Annotated in this window: 19 protein-coding genes and 2 pseudogenes; 11 read left to right on the top strand and 10 right to left on the bottom strand. The window is 69.2% G+C overall.

Annotation, left to right across the window (positions count from 1 at the left end):
* Nucleotides 1-122: 122 nt before the first annotated feature.
* Together SHK17_RS03265 and SHK17_RS21160 are read right to left on the bottom strand one after the other, a co-directional pair.
* On the bottom strand, nucleotides 123-2,570 hold the full coding sequence (locus SHK17_RS03265) for a BTAD domain-containing putative transcriptional regulator (RefSeq protein ID WP_405030403.1): 2,448 nt from the start codon (nucleotides 2,568-2,570) through the stop codon (nucleotides 123-125).
* Nucleotides 2,571-2,786: pseudogene (locus SHK17_RS21160) on the bottom strand (winged helix-turn-helix domain-containing protein); the annotation flags it as partial. It lies immediately after the preceding gene.
* 511 nt (nucleotides 2,787-3,297) lie between these two features.
* Here SHK17_RS21160 and SHK17_RS03260 point away from each other — a divergent pair.
* Together SHK17_RS03260 and SHK17_RS03255 are read left to right on the top strand one after the other, a co-directional pair.
* Complete coding sequence (locus SHK17_RS03260; protein WP_322921061.1) at nucleotides 3,298-4,272, top strand: hypothetical protein; 975 nt, start codon at nucleotides 3,298-3,300, stop codon at nucleotides 4,270-4,272.
* Between the two features lie 17 nt (nucleotides 4,273-4,289).
* Nucleotides 4,290-6,317, top strand: coding sequence for a thiol-activated cytolysin family protein (locus SHK17_RS03255; protein WP_322921060.1), 2,028 nt, complete (start codon nucleotides 4,290-4,292; stop codon nucleotides 6,315-6,317).
* A 494-nt stretch (nucleotides 6,318-6,811) separates the two neighbouring features.
* Here SHK17_RS03255 and SHK17_RS03250 read toward each other — a convergent pair whose 3' ends face one another.
* From SHK17_RS03250 to SHK17_RS03240, 3 genes are all read right to left on the bottom strand, one after another.
* Entirely contained in the window at nucleotides 6,812-6,946 is a 135-nt protein-coding gene (locus tag SHK17_RS03250) for a hypothetical protein (protein WP_322921059.1), read from the bottom strand.
* A gap of 817 nt (nucleotides 6,947-7,763) precedes the next feature.
* Nucleotides 7,764-8,534 (bottom strand): amino acid ABC transporter ATP-binding protein, encoded by a 771-nt coding sequence (locus tag SHK17_RS03245; protein ID WP_322424979.1) that lies wholly within the window; start codon nucleotides 8,532-8,534, stop codon nucleotides 7,764-7,766.
* The gene (locus tag SHK17_RS03240; RefSeq protein WP_322921058.1) at nucleotides 8,531-10,024 is read right to left on the bottom strand and encodes an ABC transporter substrate-binding protein/permease; all 1,494 of its coding nucleotides are present in this window, start codon (nucleotides 10,022-10,024) and stop codon (nucleotides 8,531-8,533) included. Before SHK17_RS03240 ends, SHK17_RS03245 begins: the two co-directional genes overlap by 4 nt.
* Before the next feature lie 155 nt (nucleotides 10,025-10,179).
* Here SHK17_RS03240 and SHK17_RS03235 point away from each other — a divergent pair, with 155 nt between their 5' ends.
* Complete coding sequence (locus tag SHK17_RS03235; RefSeq protein ID WP_322921057.1) at nucleotides 10,180-10,803, top strand: alpha-ketoglutarate-dependent dioxygenase AlkB; 624 nt, start codon at nucleotides 10,180-10,182, stop codon at nucleotides 10,801-10,803.
* Here SHK17_RS03235 and SHK17_RS03230 read toward each other — a convergent pair.
* Entirely contained in the window at nucleotides 10,760-11,104 is a 345-nt protein-coding gene (locus SHK17_RS03230; RefSeq protein ID WP_322921056.1) for a hypothetical protein, read from the bottom strand. The genes SHK17_RS03235 and SHK17_RS03230 overlap by 44 nt on opposite strands.
* Nucleotides 11,105-11,206: 102 nt before the next feature.
* Here SHK17_RS03230 and SHK17_RS03225 point away from each other — a divergent pair.
* Nucleotides 11,207-11,575, top strand: a pseudogene (locus SHK17_RS03225) (MarR family winged helix-turn-helix transcriptional regulator); the annotation flags it as partial.
* A 100-nt stretch (nucleotides 11,576-11,675) separates the two neighbouring features.
* Nucleotides 11,676-12,563 carry a bacteriorhodopsin gene (locus tag SHK17_RS03220; protein WP_322921055.1) on the top strand — a complete coding sequence of 296 codons (888 nt, stop codon included), beginning with the start codon at nucleotides 11,676-11,678 and terminating at the stop codon, nucleotides 12,561-12,563.
* On the opposite strand, the gene SHK17_RS03215 is transcribed toward SHK17_RS03220, so the two are convergent.
* Nucleotides 12,532-13,971, bottom strand: a complete 1,440-nt coding sequence (locus tag SHK17_RS03215; RefSeq protein ID WP_322424984.1) for a trimethylamine methyltransferase family protein — start codon at nucleotides 13,969-13,971, stop codon at nucleotides 12,532-12,534. The two genes, SHK17_RS03220 and SHK17_RS03215, sit on opposite strands and share 32 nt — an antisense overlap.
* Before the next feature lie 105 nt (nucleotides 13,972-14,076).
* On the opposite strand from SHK17_RS03215, the gene SHK17_RS03210 reads away from it, so the two are divergent.
* From SHK17_RS03210 to SHK17_RS03190, 5 genes are read left to right on the top strand one after another with little or no spacing between them, the layout of a single operon-like run.
* Entirely contained in the window at nucleotides 14,077-14,904 is an 828-nt protein-coding gene (locus SHK17_RS03210) for an IclR family transcriptional regulator (RefSeq protein ID WP_322921054.1), read from the top strand.
* Entirely contained in the window at nucleotides 14,901-15,566 is a 666-nt protein-coding gene (locus tag SHK17_RS03205) for a corrinoid protein (protein ID WP_322921053.1), read from the top strand. The genes SHK17_RS03210 and SHK17_RS03205 overlap by 4 nt, the downstream gene beginning before the upstream one ends.
* Nucleotides 15,566-16,447, top strand: a complete 882-nt coding sequence (locus SHK17_RS03200; protein ID WP_322921052.1) for a dihydropteroate synthase — start codon at nucleotides 15,566-15,568, stop codon at nucleotides 16,445-16,447. Before SHK17_RS03205 ends, SHK17_RS03200 begins: the two co-directional genes overlap by 1 nt.
* Nucleotides 16,444-18,426, top strand: a complete 1,983-nt coding sequence (locus SHK17_RS03195) for an ASKHA domain-containing protein (RefSeq protein WP_322921051.1) — start codon at nucleotides 16,444-16,446, stop codon at nucleotides 18,424-18,426. Before SHK17_RS03200 ends, SHK17_RS03195 begins: the two co-directional genes overlap by 4 nt.
* Nucleotides 18,365-19,048: a DUF1638 domain-containing protein gene (locus tag SHK17_RS03190; RefSeq protein ID WP_322921050.1), complete on the top strand. Its 684-nt coding sequence runs from the start codon at nucleotides 18,365-18,367 to the stop codon at nucleotides 19,046-19,048. The genes SHK17_RS03195 and SHK17_RS03190 overlap by 62 nt, the downstream gene beginning before the upstream one ends.
* On the opposite strand, the gene SHK17_RS03185 is transcribed toward SHK17_RS03190, so the two are convergent.
* From SHK17_RS03185 to rplJ, 3 genes are all read right to left on the bottom strand, one after another.
* The gene (locus SHK17_RS03185; RefSeq protein WP_172269625.1) at nucleotides 19,045-19,890 is read right to left on the bottom strand and encodes a methylenetetrahydrofolate reductase; all 846 of its coding nucleotides are present in this window, start codon (nucleotides 19,888-19,890) and stop codon (nucleotides 19,045-19,047) included. The genes SHK17_RS03190 and SHK17_RS03185 overlap by 4 nt on opposite strands.
* Nucleotides 19,891-20,056: 166 nt before the next feature.
* A complete protein-coding gene (rplL, locus tag SHK17_RS03180) occupies nucleotides 20,057-20,449 on the bottom strand; it encodes a 50S ribosomal protein L7/L12 (RefSeq protein WP_172269623.1) in 393 nt (130 codons plus the stop codon).
* A gap of 78 nt (nucleotides 20,450-20,527) precedes the next feature.
* Nucleotides 20,528-21,178 (bottom strand): 50S ribosomal protein L10, encoded by a 651-nt coding sequence (gene rplJ / locus SHK17_RS03175; protein WP_172269621.1) that lies wholly within the window; start codon nucleotides 21,176-21,178, stop codon nucleotides 20,528-20,530.
* A gap of 286 nt (nucleotides 21,179-21,464) precedes the next feature.
* Between rplJ and SHK17_RS03170 the strand changes: the two genes are divergently transcribed.
* Nucleotides 21,465-22,454, top strand: coding sequence for a DnaB-like helicase C-terminal domain-containing protein (locus SHK17_RS03170; protein WP_172269619.1), 990 nt, complete (start codon nucleotides 21,465-21,467; stop codon nucleotides 22,452-22,454).
* Nucleotides 22,455-22,547 lie beyond the last annotated feature (93 nt).

Below are 22,547 nucleotides of genomic sequence, written 5' to 3'. Positions count from 1 at the left end.
GCGAACTCCACCCGGTTAACTAGTGGCAAACCAGCCGAATTACTCAAAGGGTCGAACCCTTTGGTGAGGAATCTATGTCGTGCAGGCACTCGTCTCGTTCAGGGCCGGCTGCAACGTGATGACTAGCGACTGTGTGGGCGATCTTCTAGCACAGCGGCACAGTTGAGCAATCCTAGTCTGGCTGCGGCCGGCCGCGACTGGGCTGCAAGCTCCTCCGCCTCGGGGGTTCGCCCGAGGTCTCGCAGGACGACGACGCGATCTGTCACGCACTGGACGACCCAGGGCCACCACGAGGCCCGCCGGCACTGCTCCTCGGCTGATCGGAGCAGAATAAGGGCCGAATCTGGCTCGCCCGCGGACGCGGTCAACCGCCCGAGGATCCGGTCGACGGGACCACGGGATCCTGTGACCTGCCCGAACACGATGAACTGACCGGTGTATGGCGCCAGCGTCTGGGTGAGCTCCTCAATATGGCGCAAGCCAGCACCGGCGAGCTCGGCCTCGGCCAGCAGTGCGAGAGCCAGCGGGGTGCTCTCGTCACCTACTGAGCCACGAATCGCAGCTATGACGGCATCGGCGGCCGACTGCGCCAGCTCGAGGCGTCCAGCTTGCACGGCCGCGATCGCCAGAGCCGCATTACCGAGTGCGTTGTCAGGCTGCTGCCTTGTATACGGCTCGACGACGGACAGCAGTGGAGCGACAGTCGAGGTCTCTAGGTCGGCGAGAAATCGGTGGATGAGGCTAGCTGGCGCCGCATCCGCTATCGAGAAGGCCACTCCGTGGAGCAGGGCACGTTCGGCACATTGGTCTGCCGCCGCATAGTCCCCCGACAGGCGGAGCAACGTCGTTCTGGCCAGCAGATTGTGCCAGGTCAAGCGGGGCGACTGGGACTGCTCCGCCCATCGGCCAAGCTCCCTGATCGACAGGTCGACAGCGTCGGCGTCACCCTCCACGAACTCGTCGTAGAGCCTGGCCATTCGAGCCGCTCCGGACCAGTAGGGGTCCCCTAGGCTCGCTGCCTCGTCCTCCAATCGCCGAGCCACTTCCCGACGACTGCTCAGGCGCGGAGTCGGACGCATCATCACGTGCTCGGCGTAGAGTGCGGTTACAAGCGCGAGAGAGTCTCCCACCGCTTCCGCGGCCTCGCGGACCTCATCGGCCAGGTGCTCGACCTCGGCGATCTGACCGCGTGCGGCGGCCTCCCCGATCAGAGCGCTCGAGAGTCTGATGCGGAGCGCGCTTGCAGCCGGGCCGAGCCTCGCCAGCGCTTCATGCAACAGCTGGGCCTCCTGACCACGCGAAAGCATCGTCCGACGCGCCCAAGCATGGGCAAGCACAGCCAGGGCGAACCGCTCGGGGTCCGCGATTTGGCGTGCCTCCTCGAGGGCGGTCCGCCACGTGCGTTCCGCGACCTCCATGTGCCCCTGCGATGCCTCTGCGCACGCGAGTGTGGTGAGCAGATCGACCCTGAACTTGGGAGGTGTCTGATGACCGAGGGCCTCGAGCACGGTCCCGCAGATGTCCACGGCTTCCTCGGGGGACCCCTTCCGTAGGCAATGTTCGGCGGCCAAGACCCCCACGCCAGCGGTCCTGGCTGGGTTCGCTGAACGCCCCGCTGCGACGAGGTGCTGTGCCGCCGGAACCAGGCCAGTCTCGCCGAACACCCGCTCGAGGCCCTCCGCGGCAGCGATGTGCAGTTGCTCCCGCTCGCGTGCGTCCACGACGGCGAGAACGGCCTCGGCGAGGTTACGACGACTCGGCCGGACACGTTGTCCCTCGCTGTCACCCAGCAGCCCGGAATCCTGACCCAGCCTGATAGCGCGCCCGAGGTCGCCGAGCTCCAGGCGCGTCGCCGCCGCAAGGACGGCGTCGTCGGCAAAGTCGCCCAGCAGCGCCGAGAGCACCACGACCTGCTTGGCTGGATCCGGAAGTTCGCTAAGCCGTGCGCCGACAAGGTCGCGAAGGGCCTCCGACACCGCCGGGCCGGATTGTCGCGCTGCGACCAGCCCGGCAGGTGGCGCGACCCGCGGTGCCCAACCGAGATGCGCCTCCTGCCGGAGAACGGCGCCTTCGAGCTCTTGGAGCTCCGGGCCGGGGTCGACGCCCAGCTCGTCGGCCAACCGCTGACGCGTCCGGGCGCACGCGGCGAGGGCGTCCGCCTGACGTCCGCTTCTGTAGAGAGCCAGCATCAATGCACGGGTCCTCCGTTCCCTGAACGGAGACTGAGCGACCAAAGCGGCCGCATCGGCGCACACGGCAGCGTGGTCACCTTGGGCCAGACGCACGTCGAGCAGTTCTTCCTCGACCGATTGGAGAACCTCCTCGAGGTGTTCCACCTGCTCCCGTACGGCCACCAGCTCGTCCAGGCCCAAAAGCACTCGGCCGCGGCGAAGCTCCAAGGCGCCGCGGAAATTCTGCGCCGCCGAGACATCGTCGCCGACGCTGAGGTCGGCGCGGGCCCGCTCAACCCTGCTCACAAACTCGGCGACGTCAGTGGTGACTGTAGTGGGATTGAGGACGTAACCAGTTACTTGGTGTGGCAGGGGGTCAGGGCAGTCGTCTTCGGGCACCAACGTACGACGCAGCCGTGCGATGTGGACACGGAGTGCAGCCGCGGCGGTAGCCGGCGGGGCTTCGGGCCATGCCTGCTCGACCAGCTCGTCCGCGGGTACTACGTGGCCGAGCCTGAGCGCTAGCAAGGCGAGCACGGCGCGCTGTTGCCGACCCGCCACCAAATGGTCACCATCTCGGCGCGAGATCACCAACGGGCCAAGCAGGCGGACCATGACCGCCTGGCTGGCGTTTGCCCAGCTTGCGCCACTAACCACCGTTGGCTCCCAGTCGCGGTTGCCACCGACTCCGTGCGGCGGCAACCACCACTAGTTTGCGCTGCCTTTGCGGCGCCGCACCAGTCTCAAGCCACGCACCGGACCTAGGGGCCCGGGGGCAGAAGTACACATCGCAAAGGAACGCCGAAGTGTTCTAGCCCTTCGGTGCACCAGCAGCTCGGGCTTGGACAACACATTCGGTCATCGCACCGCACAGATACCGGGAGCACCTTATGAACCCGCTCAACAGCAACCCAGAAATGGCCCTCACCCTCGCCCGCCACACCGTCGACGACCGGCTCCGCGACGCCGAGCAGCGCACTAGAGCCCTAGTTGTCCGAGGTAACCAGCGAGCCGCCCGCCGACCTTCGAGCGCAGTGCCCCGCGGCCGCTTCCCGCTACCGCTCGCGGCGTTCAGGTTCTTCAAGCCGGCCGTTAAGTCCGAACGACGACGACCCAGGACTACGTCATGATCACTCAACCCTCTTCCGCCGGGCGCGCAGGCACCACGAACGGGGACCCGCGGGCGGCCGACACGGCAGCCAATTCTGCATTCGTCACCACGACGGCCGTCCCGACTGGCCGCGGCGCCGCATTGAGCCAACTGCCAACGTGCGCATGCGGGCAGGACTTGTACGCAGTTGACCGCAAGCACTGCCCACGCTGCGGCATCACGCTCTCCACCGCGCGCCGCTCAGTCGTGGTCTGGCTTCAGGACCCGCAGGCATTCCTCAGCGGTCAGCAATCAGGCCCGCGCACCTCCCCCGTCGAAGCATTCCCTCGTAATCCCAAACAACACACTCAGGAGGTCAGCATGACAACCGAAACTCTTTCCGCCTCGGTCATCTCAATGGCGGATGAAGACGCGAACATCCCTAGTGGCCCACCTTCACGCTCTGCACGCGCCATGCCAACCGCAACGAGGCGCGTCGTAGGTGCAGCAAACGCCGCGGCGGGAGTGGCCGCCCTCCTCGCACTCGTCGGCGCTTACGGCCTTTCCGAGAGGCTCGTCGCAGCACAAGAGGCGGCGCCACCAGGCGCCATCGCGACCGAACCCCTGCTCGCACAGTGGGGCCTGGACGTCGAAATCAGCCTTGACATGAGCCTGCTCCTGTTGGGTGCCGTCGCAGGACTAGTGGGAAGCCTCATTCAACAGAGCCAGGTCTTCTCTCAGCGCGCTGGCCACGAAAATCTCGAGCAGGGCTTCGTCTGGTGGTACTTGCTCCGGCCCGTGTGGTCCGCCCTCTTGGGCGCCATCGTCGTTGTCGCCATCAGCGCTGGGCTCGTCAGCATCGGCGACACCACCACCTCCACCGCAGGCGTCACCGTGCTCACCACCGCAGGCGCACTCGCCGGACTTTTCACGGACAAGGTCCTCCGAAGGTTTCAGGACCTTCTGGGTGCATCCGACCCCGCCAGTTCCACCATTTCCCCCAACGCCTGACCTCAAAGGAGATAGTCATGCCCACCGATCAAGAAGCCGCCTACGCCCCGCAGACCGCAGATCTCGAAAGCGCGGCGGATGGCCTCGCAATCCACAGCTCCGACCCGGAACTCGCAGCCGCTCTCCACATCAGTGCCGTGCCGGTCGCGCGAGGAGCCAAGCCGCCAGACGGGACCTTCATCGTTGGTCCGAGGTCGCCGCGCGTCTTTCGCGTGACTGCCGGGAAGCGCAGGTTGATTCCGGACCTCGTGACGCTGTCGGCTCTCACACCCGACGGGATGAAGGCGGTCCGCGCCGTCACGGACAAGGTCTTGCGGTCCATCCCTCACGGGACTCCGATCCCGTCGAGGACCGATAACCGCGTGTACCGCAGCGAGAGCGGCGCCGACACCTTCGTGATGCTGTCGCATAAGCGGCACAAGATCCCGGACGCCGACACCCTCGAAGGCCAATTCGGCGGGGAGGATGCGGTCAAGTTGATAGCCGCGGACGACATGAAGGCCATCCCGCTCGGGGCGCCCGTCCCGTCAGTCCGCGACAGTCAGGCCGTCGATGCCTACCTTCGGTCGCTGCCCGACTTCACCACCAACCCGCCGGTCAATGACCACACGCCCCTTCCGCCGAGGACGACCACGGTCAACGGGGTCGCGTATGACCTTTCGCGTGAGGCGGCGAATCTGGTGACCAGCAACGACCACCCGTGGGTGCTCGCCCCGGTTACCGACATCCTGTACCCCGGCGCCGTGCTGCAGGGTACGAGCCTGGCAACCGGGCGGCTGGCGCCCATCGCGGGCGGGCTAAAGCGCTCGGGTGGCACACTCACGATCACGACGGACTTCGTGCAGGGCGGGGCGCCACGCTCGGCCAGCGTCGCGGTCGACAAAGTCGACCTCGCGGCGATGCAGGACGCGAGGACCCAGTTGCTCGCCGATCTCAATCCTCAAGACGGTGCCGCAGACGTGACCTTCGACAAGCACGAAGTACGCACAACAGAGCACGGTCTGGTGAGGATGGGTGTGTCATTCAGTTACGGGCCAGCGTCTGTCGATCTGAAGGCCTCGCTGACGCACGACGTCGAGCAGACCAGCGTGATGGTCTTCTATCGGCAGGTCTTCTACCGCGCTGCGTTCACTCCAGACGACGCGCCGAGTACCTTTTTCGCCGAAGGCGTCACGGTCGACCAGGTAGAGCAGGTAGCGCCCACATCCAATCCGCCGGTCTACCTGGCCGAGATTGACTACGGTCGAATGCTGCTCGTCACCATGACGGGGACGAAATCCGCCAACGAGATGATCGTCACGCTCGAGGCCGCGATTAATGCCGGGATTAAGGGCAGTTTCAACCTGACAACGGAGCAGAAGGAGACATTGCAGCAGTCCCGGGTCCAGGTCACAGTCGTAGGCGGAGCAGGCGAGGCGGCGAACAGCGTCGTCCTTGACCCTGTCAACCACCTAGCCGACTGGATCACGGGTGGCGGGACCTTGACCAAGGACAACCCCGGAGTCCCTCTGCGTTACCAAGCCAGGCACTGCGGGACAAGGAACGTCGTAGCGATCAACCAGACCTCTCAGTACGAGGAAGTCGTCGCAGCGCAGGGCCGTGACGTGCCGTCAACGACCTACTACGTTTGGGACGGGCCTGGTGGCGGTCCACGATCTACAGGAATCCTTGTAGCGAACGGGGACCAGCTCCATATCCGTGCGAGCGGTGTGAACTGGTCAGGGGTCGCATTTACCGGCGACTACGGGCCGGATGGATGGACCACATGGGCGCAGCCAAGCGGTAGCGGCTACCCTCTGCCCCGCAACCATCCGTTCTGTTTGGCCGGTGCCTGGGATGGCGCCATGGTTGGCGGGAACAACGACTGGTTTTACATTGGCTCGGGGGGCGACTGGACGATCGGTCACCCGCGCGCAGCCGTGCGCAGTCTGTGGCTGGGAACCAACGACAACAACCCGCTTAACGGTGACCCAAGCAAGAGGTTCAGTGTGCATGTGAGCGTGCAGCGCCGGCGACTGGCCAATGTCGGCCGAGCCACCATCTGACTCTGCGCCGGGCGACAGGTCAAGCTGGGGTGGGCAGGGAGGGGTCGGCATCGATTTCAACGCAGCTAGCGACTGCCCACCTCAGCGAGGTCCACACGGACGGCAAAAGGATCCGTCACGCCGAGCACCACGTGATTCTGGACCAGACGCGGCCGACCACACAGGCCGAGGTCACAGATAGGCGGCGACGACGCGCATGGACCCGGAGAGTGTCGGCCCTTAAGGCGCGTGTCCCGCTGCCCCTCCTATGACGCCACGAGCAACCGAGACAGGCACCATCCATGCCTTCGACGATGTGTGTCATTTGCCGCCTGTCGGCCCCGGTGCGAACGACCACTGCCGATGAGCGCGTGACTGCCTATCGGGCCGGACGAAAGGCGAGCGCCCTAGGCACCCGGTCGTCCATCTCCATTCGCACGACAAGGGCCAGCGTGTCGGCACGCTCGTCAGTAGACAGCGGCTGATCGTCCTCGCTGAGCCCGTCCGCCACCTGTTCACGCCAGGCCGAGTTCGTTTGCGTCGATGAACTCGCCGACGAGCGTCACGTCCTTGCCCAGGAGACGGTCGCCAAGTCGGACGAGGAGCCCGCGCAACTGCCCAGCAACTTCCTCGCAGTACGCACGGCTCACCCGCGAATCGTGCCAGACGCAACATCCGCACATGGCCGCATTGAGGGCGGCTGCGCTCGCCCGCATCTGCCGCGTTGAGTGCACGGATCTGGCACCGAGCTGTTTCTAGCGGCGTCAGCCGCGGAGGTACCCGACCAGCATGGTGAGGACGATCAGCACGCCCCATGTTTGCAGGCATCGAAGTGCCCAGTCCTGTCGGTGCCTCGTGCCCAGACTGCCGCCGAAGAACCGCGATGGCGGGTCCGCGTAGAACACCGGGACGACAGCTCCCGGGCTGACGTGGACGTCGAGCTCACGGACGCGGGCGGGGTCCCACCGCGGCGCAACCTGCACCAAGTGCGGGCCGGCGGAGACCTTAAGCAAGTTGTCTCCGACCCTGACGGGAACTTGGACTCCGTCCACCTGTACCCACGGCGCGTGACGGCCGCTGCCCATGGTCGGGGGACGCAGGTTGAGGCGAATCAGCCCGTCGGACTGCGTAGAGGTTTCACCTGTCACGAGCCCCATTGGATCAAGGAAACCGCCCAGTCGGGGCGACTTTGCCGGCACGGCCGGCCGGGCCTTGCTCACGCGCGTCGGCCAGCGCACGCTCCTGAACGAAGCGGCGCGACACTCGGTTGAGGCGTCCTACCGCCGCGATGCGGCGGCGGGATAGTCCGGTCCCCCTGCGGGTTCGATCCGCCTCTCTACGCAAGAACGGAGTGCCAACAGAGTCCGGAGGATCAGCACGACCAACACGAGTGGCGTCAGCACCAGGACGAGCTCTCCGGACATGTCGGGAGGTCAACCGCATTGCGGCACCTGCGGGACGGGTTGTTCAGCCCGGCTCGAGCACCCGCCGCAGGAATTGCTTCGTGCGCTCCTGCTGCGGGTCGTGGAGCACTTCGGCGCCGCCCTGCTCGGCGATGACGCCGCCGTCGAGGAACAGCACCTGGTCGGCGACGTCGCGGGCGAAGCGGATCTCATGGGTGACGATCATGAGGGTCCAGCCCGAGGTCGCCAGGTCGCGGATGACAGCCAGCACCTCGCCGACCAGCTCGGGGTCGAGCGCGGAGGTGGGCTCGTCGAGCAGCACGACCTTCGGGTTGAGGGCGAGCGCGCGGGCGATGCCGACGCGCTGTTGCTGGCCTCCGGAGAGCTGCGAGGGGTACTGGTCCTCGCGGCCGTCGAGGCCGACCTGCTCGAGCAGCCGGCGGGCGTCGGCGGTGGCTTCCTCGACCTCGCGGCCCTGTACCTGGACCGGCCCCTCGAGCAGGTTCTGCAGGACGGTCTTGTGCGGGAAGAGGTGGTGCGACTGGAAGACCATGCCGCTGTGCGAGCGCAGCGCGTTCACCTCGGCGCGCCGGGTGGATCGGTCGACAGAGGTGTCGCCGAAGTCGACGGTCGCGTCAGCGATGCGTACGGTCCCGCTGTCCGGCACCTCGAGGACGTTGAGGGAGCGGAGGATCGTCGTCTTGCCTGAGCCCGAAGGACCGATGAGGGCGGTGGCGGTCCCGTCGTCGGCGCTGAGGTCGACGCCCCTGAGCACGACGTTGTCGCCGAAGGCCTTGCGCAGCCCGTGGGCTTCGATCAGTGGCGTGGTGCTCACGCTGCGTACCTCCCGAGTCGCCGCTCCAGCGGCTCCTGCGCCTGCGCCACGATGAAGCAGACAATCCAGTAGTAGAGCGCCGCGAAGAGGTAGAGCGGCATGAAGTCCGCACTCGGCGACGCGGCGTTGATCGCCTGTCTCAGCAGCTCGGGCACGAGGATGACCGAGGCCAGCGAGGTGTCCTTGATCAGCGAGAGCAGGGTGTTGGACAGCGGCGGCACCGCGATCCGCGCGGCCTGCGGCAGCACGATCCGACGCATCAGCTGCGGGTAGCGCATGCCGATCGTGGTGGCTGCCTCGTACTGCCCGCGTGGGACGGACAGGATCGAGCCGCGGATGATCTCAGCGGCATAGCCGCCGACGTTGAGGCTGAGCGCGATGATGGCGGCGGGCACAGGCGGGATCGTCAGCCCGATCTGGCCGAGGCCGTAGAACACGATGAAGAGCTGGACCAGGAGCGGGGTGCCGCGGATCGCGGAGATGTAGACGCGGGCGGGCAGCTGGACGAGCCGGTTGGACGACATCCTGGCCAGTGCCGTGACCAGCGCCAGCACCAGGCCGATCGCGAAGCTGGCGGCAGTGAGCGGGAGCGTGTAGACCAGCAGTCCCTTGAGCATGGGCCACGCTGCGCCCCGCACGACCTCGGCGGTCGAGCGGGTGTCGGAGCCCCTCACGTCGGTGACCTCGGCGGCGTCCTCGACAGTCACGTCGGCGCCGAAGTAGTCCTCCGAGATGTCTGCGAGCGTGCCGTCGTCGGCGAGCCTGGCGAGCGCGTCGTCGGCCTCCTGCTGCAGCTCGGGACTGTCCTGGCGAAAGGTGAGCGCCTGCTGACCGACGTCCTCGCCGGCGTCGCCGACGATCTCGATCTCGTCCGACCCCGTGGAGGCGAGGTAGTCGAGGACAGCGATGTTGTCGTTGACGACGACATCGACGCGCCCCTGCACGAGCAGCTCAGCCGCCTGGGCGAACTGGTCGACCGCGCGGATCTCGGCGCCGGCGTCGCGGGCAACCTGCGCCCAGTTGCTCGTCTCGGACTCCGCGGCCACCAGGCCGTCGATGTCGTCGAGCGTCCTCACGTCGTCATTGCCGGCGGCGGTGACGATCACGCCGCGGGAGTAGGTGTAGGGCGTCGAGAAGAGGTACCGCGCCTCGCGCTCGGGGTTGATCGTGATCTGGTTGGCGATCACGTCGACCCGGCCGGCGTCCAGCGCCGGGAAGATCGAGTCGAAGGGCGCCTCGACGAACTCCAGGTCCCACCCGGCCTCGTCGGCCACGGCGCGGATGACCTCGATGTCGAAGCCGGTGAGCTCGTCGGTTCCGGGATCGTGGAACGTGAAGGGCGGGTACGTCCCCTCGGTCCCGACGCGGACCGTGCGCGCCTCCGCCGGGGTGCCCGTCGACTCCGCCGACGCCGCACCTCCGGTGAGGGCCAGGGGCGCGACGAACCAGCTCAGGACCACGAGGGCGAGTGCGCGCCGCGACTGCTGCATGAAAGTGACGTTAGTCGCTGCTGTTTCGATCAGTCGCCTGTGGCCGCCGGTTGACGGCGCCGTGATCGCGGGCCCTAGCCCGTAGCCCGGGTCCACACCGCGACACCGTGGAGCATGGTGCCCAGTTGTCGGTGGCGGCTGGTAGGACTGCGACCATGGACGAAGGCGCGCTTCCACTCTTCGGCAGCAGCGACCGTCATGTCTCCGGGGTGGACGAGACGTTCGGCACGGCGCACCGGGTGCAGCTCGACGCGCACTCCTGGGTGGAGCACGTTCCAGGTTGGCTGCTCGGTGCCGACGAGCTGTTCAGGGACCTGCTCGCGGGTGCCGATTGGCAGCAGCGGTGGCGCCGGATGTACGGCACGAGGGTCGAGGAGCCCCGCCTGACCGCCGAGCACCGCGACCTCGGCGACGCCCACGAGATGCTGCGCGACATGGCGCGCACGCTGACCGCGCACTATGGCGTCACCTACGACCGCCTGTGGATCAACCTCTACCGCACCCATCGCGACAGCACCGGATGGCACGGCGACGGTGCCTCGGCGCGCCGGCGCGAGTGCGTCGTCCCGGTGCTGAGTCTCGGCACCCCGCGGCGTTTCCTGGTGCGGCCGACGACGGGCGGCCCGAGCAGGACGTTCCGGCCACTGGCCGGTGACCTCATCGTGATGGGTGGCCGTTGCCAGGTCGACTGGCGTCACTCGGTGCCCAAGGAGGTCGGGCCATCAGGCCCCCGTATCAGCGTGAACTTCGCGGCGTCGAGCCAGTTCCGTCCGGACTGAGGACGAAGCGCGACTCGCCTGACACCACCCCGTTGGCCTGCACTGTCACGACGTGCTCGCCCGGATAGTGGTTCCGGGTGCTGATCGGGCGGAAGGAGTGCGTCTTGTCCACGACGACTGACTCCCCGGGCGCGATCCGACGCGAGGCCAGCTTGAACGTCCTGGGATGGATGGCGCCGTTGGCCCGCCGGAACCCGATCGAGTAGTCGATCGCCACCCGCGCCTCCGACGGACCGTCGTTGGTGATCGTCGCGCTGAACGAGAGCGAGCCGTTCCATGCCACTGATCGTGCGGACAGCACGGGCCGGCCCACCTCCAGGTCCGTCCCCGTGAAACCCACGAGCCGGAGCGCTAGCGCGCTGCACGGAGTCGCGCAGGGGAGTCGCTCGACCAGCCCTCCCACCAGGCGCTCCGGCACCTCCTCGCGTGGGGCCCGATGCGCCCGACCGCCCTGGCCGAGGTGCTCGACATCGGGGCGTCCTACATCAGCAAGATCGTGCGACGGCTCGAGGCTGACGGACTCGTGCGACGATCGGCCGACCCGTCCGATCGCCGGGCCACCCTGGTCACGCTCACCCAGGACGGGGAGAACGCAGCCCGTGGCGTGTACGCCCTGGGCGACCGGATGATCGCCGAGGTCCTCCAGGGCTGGTCGCCGGGCGAGGTCGAGGAGTACACCCGCCTGACGGCCAGGTTCGTCCAGGACGCCATCACGTCCGCCGACCGGATGCTCGAACGCGGGCTCCTCCCCCCCAGCGAGACATCGGAGTGACCCGCCGGGCCTCGCCACATGCTCGACCCCCGCCGGGGTACCGGCCGGGCCAGCACGTGCGCACACGTGCGAGCGGCCGAACCGTCGAGAGGATCGCTGAATGCTCCTCGCCGCGTCCGCCGATGTCACGGCTCCCGAGAGGGTCGTGCTGAGCTCGGCCCAGCACGACCTGATCGTCTTCGGCATCGTGGTGGCGGGCTTCGCCCTCGTCGCCCAGCTCCTCTACAGCTGGACCAGCCTGGGGGAGGTGAGCTCGCGCTACCGGCCGGCTGTGCTGGCGAGCCTGTGCATCGCGGGCGTCGCGAGCCTGTCGTACCTCATGGTGTTCCTGCAGGTCCACAGTGGCTACGACTACTCGGGCGGCAGCTACGTACCGAACTCGGAGGCGCTGTCGACCATCACCTCGCGCTACATGGACTGGGCCGTCACCGTGCCGCTGCTGATGGCCGAGCTCCTCGCCGTGTGCACACTCGTCGGCCGCAGGCTCGCCCGCACACGGGCGGTGGTGATGGCTGCGGCGTTCGCGATGATCGTCACCGGATACCTCGGGGACCAGGTGTTCAAGGAGGGTGAGGACACCTTCTGGCTGTGGCTGTGGTGGGGCGTCAGCATGGCCTGCTTCGTGGTGATCTACGTGGTGCTCGTCCCCGCGGTGGTGAGCTCGGTCAGGAGCCTGCCGGCGGATGTGGGACGCGGCCTCGGCCAGGCCGCGACGGTGCTGCTGTCCGTCTTCTTCGTCTACCCGGTCGTCTACCTGATCCCGATCTTCTTCGACGGCGGATGGTGGACCACGACCATCCACGTGGCGTTCTCAGCCGCCGACGTCATCGCGAAGGTCGGCTTCGGCATGCTGATCCACAAGGTCGCCAAGCTCCGGACCGCCGCCGACGTGGCCGCCGGCGACGAGACCCATCCCGAGTCGGTCTGGGTGAACAGCGTCCACCACAGCGACGGCGTCAGTCCCCCAGCTCGGCCCGCCGCCGGATGACGTAGTCCTCGAGCTCCTCGCGCACGGCGTCGTCGAGCGCCGGCTGCTCGTAGTCGGCCAGCGTCTTCTGGTAGCGCGCGGTCGCGCGGTCGTTGGCGTCGTGGCCGCCGTTGCGCATCCACCGCTCGTAGTTCTCCGACGACGACAGCAGCGGGCGGTAGAAGCAGGTGCGGAAGCGCTCCATCGTGTGCATGGCGCCGAGGAAGTGCCCGCCGTGGCCGACCTCCTGGTGGGCGTCGAAGGCCATCGACGCCTCGTCGATCTCCAGCGGCGTGAACTCGTGGCGCAGCATCTGCAGCAGCTCGATGTCGACGATGAACTTCTCGTAGCCGGCGACCAGGCCGCCCTCGAGCCAGCCGGCCGAGTGCATCACCCAGTTGGCGCCGGCCAGGAAGGTCGGCATCAGGGTCATCAGCGCCTCGTAGCCCGCCTGGGCGTCCGCCACCTGCGAGGACGTCAGCCCGCCGCCGGTGCGGAACGGCAGCCCGAAGTGCCGGGCGATCTGGCCCGTGCACAGCAGCCCGAGGCCGGACTCCGGCGTGCCGAACGTCGGCGACCCCGACTGCATGTCGATGTTGGACAGGAAGGACCCGAAGATGACGGGCGTGCCCGGACGGATCAGCTGCGACAGCGCGATGCCGGAGAGCGCCTCGACGATCTGCTGCACCAGGGCCGCGGGGATCGTCACCGGCGACATCGCGCCCATGAGGATGAACGGCGTGAGCACCACCGGCTGGCCGGCGTGGGAGTACTCGAACTGCGCCTCCAGCATCCGGTCGTCCCAGCGCAGCGGCGAGTTGCAGTTGATCAGCGAGATCGTCGCGGGGGTCTCCTCGATCGCCTCGCGCGAGCCGAAGAGGATCGAGGTCATCGCGAGCGTGTCCGCGGCGTTGACCCCGGACACGACGTTGCCCATGTAGACCTTGTCGGTCAGCGTCTGGAGCGCGTAGGTCATGTCGAGGTGGCGGCTGTCGAGCGGGGTGTCGTTGGGCTCGCAGATCACCCCGCCGGCCGAGTCGAGCACCGCGAACGACTGCGCCAGCTTGGTGAAGCTGCGGAAGTCCTCCATCGTCGCGTCACGGCGTACGTCGCCCTGCCGCACGAACGGCGGGCCGTAGACCGCGCCGAACGCCATCGAGTCGCCACCGATGTGGATGGAGTTCTCGGGGTTGCGCGCCTGCACGTCGAACTCGCGCGGCGCCTTGGCGACCTGCTCCAGGACGAAGTCGGGGTCGAGGAAGACGGTGTTGTCCTCGACGCGCTGGCCCGCCTGGCGGAACAGCTCGAGGGCGCGCTCGTCCATGAACTCGACGCCGATCTCGGTCATCAGTCGTCGCCACCCCTTGTCGAGGGTCGCCATCGCGTCCTCGGACAGCACCTCGTAGCGCGGCATCGTGTTGCGGAACACGGGCTCCTCCTTGACCTCGGCTCATGCGGGCTTCTAGCCTCATGATGTGGAACCACGGTTCCACATCATGGAACCCGAGGGAACCCCTCCAGCGAAGGAGCCGTCGTGAGCGACCCCGCCACCGGCACGCGAGCGCTGGACCGCGCCGCCGACCTGGTGGCCACCGTCGTGCACGCCGACGAGCCGATGAGCTTCGCCGACCTCCAGGACGCGAGCGGGCTGGCCAAGTCGACCACCTCGCGGCTGCTGACCGCCCTCGAGCGCTCCGGCCTGCTCGAGCGCGACGCCGCCGGGTCCTACGTCGCCGGCCGGCTGTTCTGGCTCTACGCCGCTCGCCACGACCCCTGGGACGAGCTGGTGCGGCTGGCTCGTCCGGTCATGGACGGCATCGGCGCCGACACCGGCGAGACCGTCCACCTCAGCGTCACCCGCGGCGAGCGCGTCGTGCAGGTGGCGCAGGTCGACTCCACCTTCCTGCTCGGCACCCGCGACTGGACCGAGGTCGACGTGCCGGCCCACTGCTCCGCGCTCGGCAAGGTCTTCCTCGCCTGGGACGCCCTCGAGCTGCCCGACGGCGAGCTGGAGCGGCCCACGCCCGCCACCCTCGCCGGCCGCGACGACGTACGCCGCGACTGCCTGCGCACCCGCGAGCGCGGCTGGGCGCTGACCCGCGACGAGCTCGAGATCGGCCTCACCGGCATCGCCGTCCCGGTCTTCGGCGTGCACGGCGACCTCGTCGCCTCCCTCGGGATCTCCGGGCCCACCCCCCGTCTGGAGGCGCGGCTCGACGAGCTCGGCCGCCGCCTGCTCGACCGGTCCACCGCGCTGTCGAGCCTGCTGCGCGGACCCGCGCGGCGCACCACCCACCCGCCCCACCGCTCGGACCACCGACCCGCCCACCGATCAGCACGCACCCAGGAGGTGGTCGCATGACCCCCGAGGACATCCTGCAAGCCCTCTACGACGAGACGCTGGTCGGCAACGCCCCCCGCGTCCTCGAGCTCACCAACGAGGGGCTCGACCTCGACATGGAGCCGCAGACGCTGCTCTTCGACGCGCTGATCCCCTCCCTCGAGGAGGTCGGGGCGCGCTTCGAGCGCGGAGACTTCTTCGTGCCGGAGATGCTCATCGCCGGGCGTGCGATGGCCGGCGCGATGGAGCGGCTGCGGCCGCTGCTCGCCGAGACGGGCGTCGAGACCGTCGGCAAGTTCCTCATGGGCACCGTCAAGGGCGACGTCCACGACATCGGCAAGAACCTCGTCAACATCATGCTCGAGGGCGCCGGCTTCGAGGTGATCGACCTGGGCGTGCAGGTGGCGCCGGAGAAGTTCGTCGCCGCGATCGCGGAGCACCAGCCCGACATCGTCGGCTTCTCGGCGTTCCTCACCACCACGATGCCGATGTTCAAGGCCAACATGAACGCCCTGGAGAAGGCCGGCATCCGCGACAGCGTCATCGTGATGGTGGGCGGCGCTCCCGTCACCCAGGAGTACGCCGACGCGGTGGGGGCCGACGGCTACGCGGCCGACGCCTCGCAGACGGTCAAGCGGGCCAAGAACCTCCTGCAGGAGAAGCGCGCCAAGGTGTCCGCCTGATGGCCGCCACTGGGCTGCACACCGTCCTGCGCTCGGCGTCCCGCGAGGTCGTCATCGGCCACGACCGGCCGTTCTGCCTCATCGGCGAGCGCATCAACCCCACGGGTCGCAGGATCTTCCAGGAGCAGCTGCGCGCGGGCGACTTCTCCGCGATCGAGCGCGACGTCAAGGCCCAGGTGGAGGGCGGCGCCGACGTCCTCGACATCAACATGGGCGTGCCGCTCACCGACGAGCCCGAGCTGCTCGCCAAGGCGATCCAGATGGTGCAGGAGCTCACCGACCTGCCGATCTGCATCGACTCCTCCGTCGTCGAGGCGCTCGAGGCGGGGCTCGCGGTCTACCAGGGCCGTGCGCTGGTCAACTCGATCACCGCCGAGGACGACCGCATGGCGGCGATCCTCCCGCTCGTGAAGAAGTACGACGCCGCCGTGATCGCGCTCCCCAACGACCACGACGAGATCCCGATGGAGGCCGACAAGCGCCTCGACCTCACCGCCAAGATCATCCGGGTGGCCACCGAGGAGTACGGTCTCGCGCAGGCCGACATCGTCATCGACCCGCTGGCCATGCCGATCGGCGCCGACACCAGCACCACGCTGGTCACCTTCGAGGTGATGCGGCGCATCCGCGACGAGTTCGGCGTCAACATGACCTGCGGCGCGTCCAACGTCTCCTTCGGCATGCCCGACCGGCACACGCTCAACGCGTCGTGGCTGCCGATGGCGATGACCTCCGGGCTCACCAGCGCGATCATGGACACCCGCACGCCGCGCGTCGTCGAGGCGGTCAAGGCGGCCGACGTGTTCCTCGGCCACGACGACTGGGGCATGGCGTGGATCTCGGCGCACCGCGCCAAGCAGGCGGCGGCGGCCGCGACGTGACCCGACCCCCCGAGGGGCCCGACTTCTCCCTCGCGGACGTCGCCCGCGAGGGCCTCATCGAACGGCCCGGAGCCGACCCCGCCGCGCACGACGGAACGGGTCGGGTCGACCTGTCCTTCACCGTCCACACCCGCGCCGAGGACGGCGCCGCCGTGCCGCCCAGCCAGCGCGGCGTACGCGTGCCGCCGGGCGTGACCGTCTTCGACGCCGCGTCGTGGAACGGCATCGCCATCGACTCCACCTGCGGCGGCCACGGCACGTGCCACAAGTGCAAGGTGCAGGTCACCTCGGGCGGCGAGGTGCCGGTCACCCGGCACGACGTCCGTACGTTCACGCCGGCGCAGCTGGAGGACGGCTGGCGCCTCGGCTGCCTGGTGCACGCCACCCGCGACCTCGCCGTCGAGGTGCCGCCGCTGGCCACCCGGCCCAAGGCAGCGACCGTCGGCATCGGCCGCCAGGTGATCCTGCGCCCGGCCCTGCAGAAGCGCTACGTCGAGCTCGACGAGGCCACCCTCGCCGACCAGCGCACCGACCTCGTCCGGCTCACCGACGCCATCGAGGACCTCGAGCTGACCGCCGACCTGCACGTCCTGCGGCGGCTCTCGACCGTGCTGCGCGAGGCCGACTTCAAGGTCACCGCGGTGATCCTCGACGAGTCGCTCATCGACGTCGAGCCCGGCGACACGACGGCGGCGCGCTACGCGATCGCCTTCGACCTCGGCACCACCACGGTCGTCGGCACCCTCCTCGACGTCGGCACCGGGACACCCATGGCCGTCACCTCGATGCTCAACGCGCAGCAGCCGTTCGGCGGCGACGTGATCACCCGGATCAGCGCCACCATGATGGACGAGGAGGCGCTCGGCCGGCTCCAGCAGGCGGCGGCCAGCACCCTGTCGTCCCTGGCCGGGCAGGTCTGCCGCGAGGCGGGCGTCGACCCGGCCCAGGTCTACGAGGTCGCCGTCGCCGGCAACGCCACGATGACCGCGCTCGCGCTCGGCATCGACCCGGAGCCGCTCGGGGTTGCGCCGTTCGTGATGTCCTCCTCGCAGCCGCCGTCGGTGCTCGCCTCGGAGATCGGCCTCACCCTGCACCCGCGCGCGCGGGCGTACTTCTTCCCGGCCCTCGGCGCCTACGTCGGCGGCGACATCGTGGCCGGCATGCTCGCCACCGGGATGGACCGCGACAAGCGCACCCGGCTCTTCATCGACGTCGGCACCAACTGCGAGATCGTGCTCAGCGACGGCGAGACCATCCTGTCGACCGCGGCGCCCGCCGGACCGGCGTTCGAGGGTGGCGCCATCCGCTGCGGCATGCGCGCGGCCGACGGCGCCATCGAGGTGATCAAGGTCGACCCGACGGCCCTGGGCGACGACCCGGCCGTCACCCTCGGCGTGATCGGCGACGTCGAGGCCAAGGGCCTGTGCGGCTCCGGGCTCGTCGACGCGGTCGCCGAGCTGGTGCGCGTCGGCCTGCTCGACGCCACCGGCCGGCTGGTCCCCGACGAGGCCGCGAAGGAGATCGCCCCCGCCCTGGCCGACCGGCTCGCCCGCATCGGCGAGGAGCGGGTCTTCATCCTGCACCGGCCGACGCCGGAGTCGGACCCGGCCGAGTGCGTCTACTTCTCCCAGCGCGACGTCCGCGAGCTCCAGTTCGCCAAGGCGGCGATCTCGACCGGCTGGTCGCTGCTGCTCGAGCAGCTCGGCCTCGAGCACCGCGACGTGCAGCAGGTGCTGCTCGCCGGCTCGTTCGGGAGCTACCTCTCCCCCGCGTCCGCCGTACGCATCGGGCTCGTGCCGCAGCTGCCGGTGCTGCGCATCGTCGCCGCGGGCAACGTCGCGGGCGAGGGCGCCAAGATGGCGCTGCTGTCGGTGCGCGAGCGGGCCGGCGCCCTGGCCCTGCTGGAGGAGGTGACCTATGTCGAGCTCTCGGACCGGCCCGACTTCAACGACGCCTTCGTCGAGCAGCTCTCCTTCTGACCGGCGCGGTCGCGTCGCGCTCGTCGCGTGCGGGGCGATCGCCCAGCCCGCGGCCGCGGTCGCCGAGCGGCGCGGCTGGCCGCTCGACGTGCACCCGCTGCCGCCCCTCCTGCACAACCACCCGGACCGGATCGCCGACGAGGTCCGCGTGCTGGCCACCCACCTGCGGACGTCCTACGACCACGTCGTCATCGGCTACGCCGACTGCGGCACCTACGGAGCCCTCGACGAGGTGTGCCTCCAGCTCGGGGTGCCCCGGCTCCCGGGACTGCACTGCTACGACGTCTTCGCCGGCCCCTCGCGGCTCGAGAGGTTCTTCGACGAGCAGCCCGGCACCTACCTGCTGACCGACTTCCTGGTCAGGTCGTTCTCCCGGACGGTCGTCCAGGAGATGGGGCTCGACCGCTACCCCGAGCTGTGCGACACCTACTTCGGCAACTACACCCGCGTCGTGTGGCTGGCGCAGTCGCCCGACGCCGAGCTGCGCGCGCTGGCCGAGGACGCGGCGGCGCGCATCGGGCTGCCGCTCACCGTCGTCGAGACGGGCCACGGCGGGCTCGAGCAGGCGCTGGCCGACCTCGTGGAGCAGCGGCTCGCGCCACGGGCGGGGCTGGCGACCTAGCCCCGCAACCGCTCCAGCATGCCGGTGCGCCAGGCCTCGGTCTCGCCGACCTGGTTGAACGTGAAGACGTGCAGGCCCTCGACCAGGGCCCCGTCCTCGCCGAGGGCGGGCGCGCACTTCTCCAGGAAGCTCTCGCCGGTGAAGCCGCCGGGCGCCGCGAGCCGCGCGAACAGCCCCTTGTTCTTGGCGAGGAACTTCGTCGACTCCCCCACCCCGATCCGCGTGGCCATGCCCAGCAGCTTGGTGCGCTCGACCGGGCCGGGCATGCCGAGCAGCAGGGGCATCGCGACCCCGCGGGCGCGCAGCCTCTGCACCCAGCTGCGGACGAGGGTGGGGTCGAAGGTCAGGTTGCTGACGATGTGGGTGGCGAACTGCCGCTTGTCCCACATCGACTGCACGGTGAGGTCGTCGTGGATCGTCGGGTGCGACTCGGGATAGCCGGTGATGCCGACGTGCGAGAACGGCGAGCCCATGGCCGCGAGGTCCTGCAGCAGGGCGAGCGCGTCGGGGTAGTCCCCGGCCGGCTCGGCGTCGCCGCCCGGGACGAAGACGCGGGTGATGCCCTTGCCGAGCAGCCGGTCGGCGATCTCCTCGAGCTCGGTGCGGCCGCTCACCATCCGCGCGGCGACGTGGGGCACGACGGCGTACCCGTGGCCGGCGAGCCGCTCGGCGAGGTCGAAGGTCGCCTCGAGCCCCTTGGAGGGCGAGGCCGTCACCGTGACCGTGCGGTCCCGGGGCAGGTGCTCGAGCACCTTGTCCTCCGTGGACGCGGTGGGCAGCACCTCGTAGCGCGCGTTCTCCAGCAGGCGGGTCAGCGTCGCGGCGGTCCGTTTGTTGCGCATGAGGCAACTCATTTCGTGATACGCATCGAGCGCTCTCACTGTAGTGCGTCGTCGCGCCGCGCGACAGACCCTGCTCGGCCGGGATCGGCGCACGCGTCGCACCGGAAATGGCACGAGGGGCGGCCACCTCTCGGTGACCGCCCCTCGTGGCGCGACTAGCGGATCGTCACTTGACGGTGACGGTGGCGCCGGCGGCCTCGAGGGCCTCCTTCGCCTTGTCGGCCGCAGCCTTGTCGACCTTCTCGAGGATCGGCTTCGGGGCGGCCTCGACGAGGTCCTTGGCCTCCTTCAGGCCGAGGCTCGTGAGGGCGCGCACCTCCTTGATGACGTTGATCTTCTTGTCACCAGCGGCCTCGAGGACGACGTCGAACTCGTCCTGGGCGGCGGCCTCGTCGGCACCGCCGGCGGCGCCACCGGCGGCCGGGGCGGCGGCCACGGCGACGGGGGCGGCGGCGGTGACGCCGAAGGTGTCCTCGAACTGCTTCACGAACTCAGAGAGCTCGATCAGGGTCATCTCCTTGAAGGCGTCAAGGAGCTCGTCGGTGCTGAGCTTCGCCATGGTGGCGGTTCCTTCCGTGTGTGGCGCGTCCGCGGTGGTGCGGGCGCGCCGGGTTTCAGGTGGTGTACGTCGGCCTGGTCAGGCGTCGGTGGACTCGGCGGCCGAGTCGGCCGCCTCGTCGGTCGCCTCGGGCTCGGCGGCCGCGGGGGCCTCCTCCGCCGGGGCGTCCTCGGCAGCGGCCGGCACGCCGGCACCACCTGCGAGGATCGAGGGGTCCTGCTCGGCCTTGGCCTGGAGCGCACCCGCGAGACGGGCGGCCTGGGCGATCGGCGCGTTGAGCAGGTAGACGGCCTGGGAGAGGCTCGCGAGCATCGCGCCCGCCAGCTTGCCCAGCAGCACCTCGCGCGACTCGAGGTCGGCCAGCTTGGCCACCTCGGCTGCGTCGAGCGGCTTGCCGTCGAGGACTCCACCCTTGATCACAAGGGCGGGGTTCGCCTTGGCAAAGTCACGCAGACCCTTGGCGGCCTCGACCACGTCTCCATTGATGAAGGCGATGGCGGTGGGGCCGGTCAGCAGGTCGTCGAAGCCGTCGATGCCCACCTCGGTGGCGGCGATCTTGGCCAGCGTGTTCTTGACCACGGCGTAGTTGGCGTTCTCGCCGAGGGCTCGCCGCAGGTCCTGCAGCTGCTTCACGGTGAGCCCGCGGTACTCGGTCAGCACAGCGCCGGCGGAGTCGTTGAACGAGTCAACGATCTCTGCGACGGCGGCAGTCTTTTCTGGCCGCGCCATGGGTCTCCTTCCGGGGTCGACCGCCGGCGTCCGGGCCACAGACGACGAACGCCCCGAGCACAGGCTCAGGGCGTTGGTGCGGCGAGTGCCGCTGCTCTGTCACCTGCGCCGGCCGTCCGCTGCTGCGAACCTTCGGTCACGGGCGAGGAGCTCGTGACAACCTGCGGTCTCTGGTTTCGAGTTGGAACAGTACGCGTCGGGTCCGCACCACACAAATCGGCGGCGGACCCGGGGCCGTGTGCCCATTCGCCTGCCGACGCGGGCCCTTGACTGGTTCCATGGGCGCGTGGACCACCAGCTCATGACCGTCGGGACCTCCCTCGCCCGCAGCGACGAACGCATGCTCACCGGGCGCAACGCCGCCGGTCGGGTGTGGAAGACCGGCTTCGGCGCCCTCGACCCGATGATCGGTGGCGGGATGCGCGCCGGCTCGCTGGTCCTGCTCGCCGGGCCGCAGGGACTCGGCAAGTCGACCTTCGCCCTCCAGGTGGCCCGCAACAACGCCGCGACCGGACGCCCGGTCCTCTACTTCTCCTACGAGCACGACGCCGAGGACATCACCCAGAAGCTCATCGCCATGGAGGCCGGCGAGCTCGACGACTCCGACCAGGTGCGGGTCACCAGCATCCGGTCCATCTTCGACGACCTCTGGGTCAGCTCGCTCGAGCACCGGCTCGAGTCGGTGCCCTGCGGCGTCGAGGCGCTGGCCAAGGTGGCGCACTACTCCGAGATGCTCTTCGTCCACCGCTCGACCGGCACCCGCACCGACCTGGCCGCCATCGGCGCCGCCATCCAGCAGGTGCGCGAGGCGTCGGGCGGCACCCCGCTCGTGGTCGTGGACTACCTGCAGAAGGTGAAGTCGACGCAGGTCGACGACGTGGCCCGCTCGACCGAGGTGGTCGAGGGGCTCAAGGACCTCGCGATCGACATCGGCGCCCCGGTGCTGGCCATCGCCGCCGCCGAGAAGGAGGCGCTGCGCTCCGGCAAGCGGATGCGCGCGAGCGACCTGCGCGGCTCGAGCGCGCTGGCCTACGAGGCCGACGTGGTGCTGGTGCTCAACAACAAGTACGACATCGTCGCGCGCCACCACCTGACGTACGACCTCACCAACGCCGAGCGGTTCCGCGACTTCGCCGTCGTGACGATCGAGAAGAACCGCTTCGGCCGCGACGGTGCGGTCCTGCAGTACCGCACCCGCTTCGACCAGGGCCGCTTCGAGCACGAGGGCACCGAGGTCAAGGAGCAGCTGATCGACGAGCGGATCTTCCGGGACTGACCCCCGGACGACGCACGAGGGCGCACGCGCCGGTGCGGCAGCGCGTACGCCCTCGCCGAGGTCCTCGTCCGACGTGCGGTCGGGGTCCTCAGT

The sequence above is a fragment of the Nocardioides renjunii genome (assembly GCF_034661175.1).
In the GTDB taxonomy this organism is placed as follows: Bacteria; Actinomycetota; Actinomycetes; order Propionibacteriales; family Nocardioidaceae; genus Nocardioides; species Nocardioides renjunii.
This window is presented reverse-complemented; position numbering and strand designations above follow the sequence as displayed.

Excerpts from the sequence above, each read along its gene's own strand:
- SHK17_RS03255 (WP_322921060.1), top strand. The coding sequence starts at position 4,290 with ATGCCCACCGATCAAGAAGCCGCCTACGCCCCGCAGACCGCAGATCTC.
- rplJ (WP_172269621.1), bottom strand. The coding sequence starts at position 21,178 with ATGGCGCGGCCAGAAAAGACTGCCGCCGTCGCAGAGATCGTTGACTCG.
- SHK17_RS03200 (WP_322921052.1), top strand. The coding sequence starts at position 15,566 with ATGGCCGCCACTGGGCTGCACACCGTCCTGCGCTCGGCGTCCCGCGAG.
- SHK17_RS03185 (WP_172269625.1), bottom strand. The coding sequence starts at position 19,890 with ATGCGCAACAAACGGACCGCCGCGACGCTGACCCGCCTGCTGGAGAAC.
- SHK17_RS03220 (WP_322921055.1), top strand. The coding sequence starts at position 11,676 with ATGCTCCTCGCCGCGTCCGCCGATGTCACGGCTCCCGAGAGGGTCGTG.
- SHK17_RS03235 (WP_322921057.1), top strand. The coding sequence starts at position 10,180 with ATGGACGAAGGCGCGCTTCCACTCTTCGGCAGCAGCGACCGTCATGTC.
- SHK17_RS03240 (WP_322921058.1), bottom strand. The coding sequence starts at position 10,024 with ATGCAGCAGTCGCGGCGCGCACTCGCCCTCGTGGTCCTGAGCTGGTTC.
- SHK17_RS03260 (WP_322921061.1), top strand. The coding sequence starts at position 3,298 with ATGATCACTCAACCCTCTTCCGCCGGGCGCGCAGGCACCACGAACGGG.
- rplL (WP_172269623.1), bottom strand. The coding sequence starts at position 20,449 with ATGGCGAAGCTCAGCACCGACGAGCTCCTTGACGCCTTCAAGGAGATG.
- SHK17_RS03190 (WP_322921050.1), top strand. The coding sequence starts at position 18,365 with ATGTCGAGCTCTCGGACCGGCCCGACTTCAACGACGCCTTCGTCGAGC.
- SHK17_RS03205 (WP_322921053.1), top strand. The coding sequence starts at position 14,901 with ATGACCCCCGAGGACATCCTGCAAGCCCTCTACGACGAGACGCTGGTC.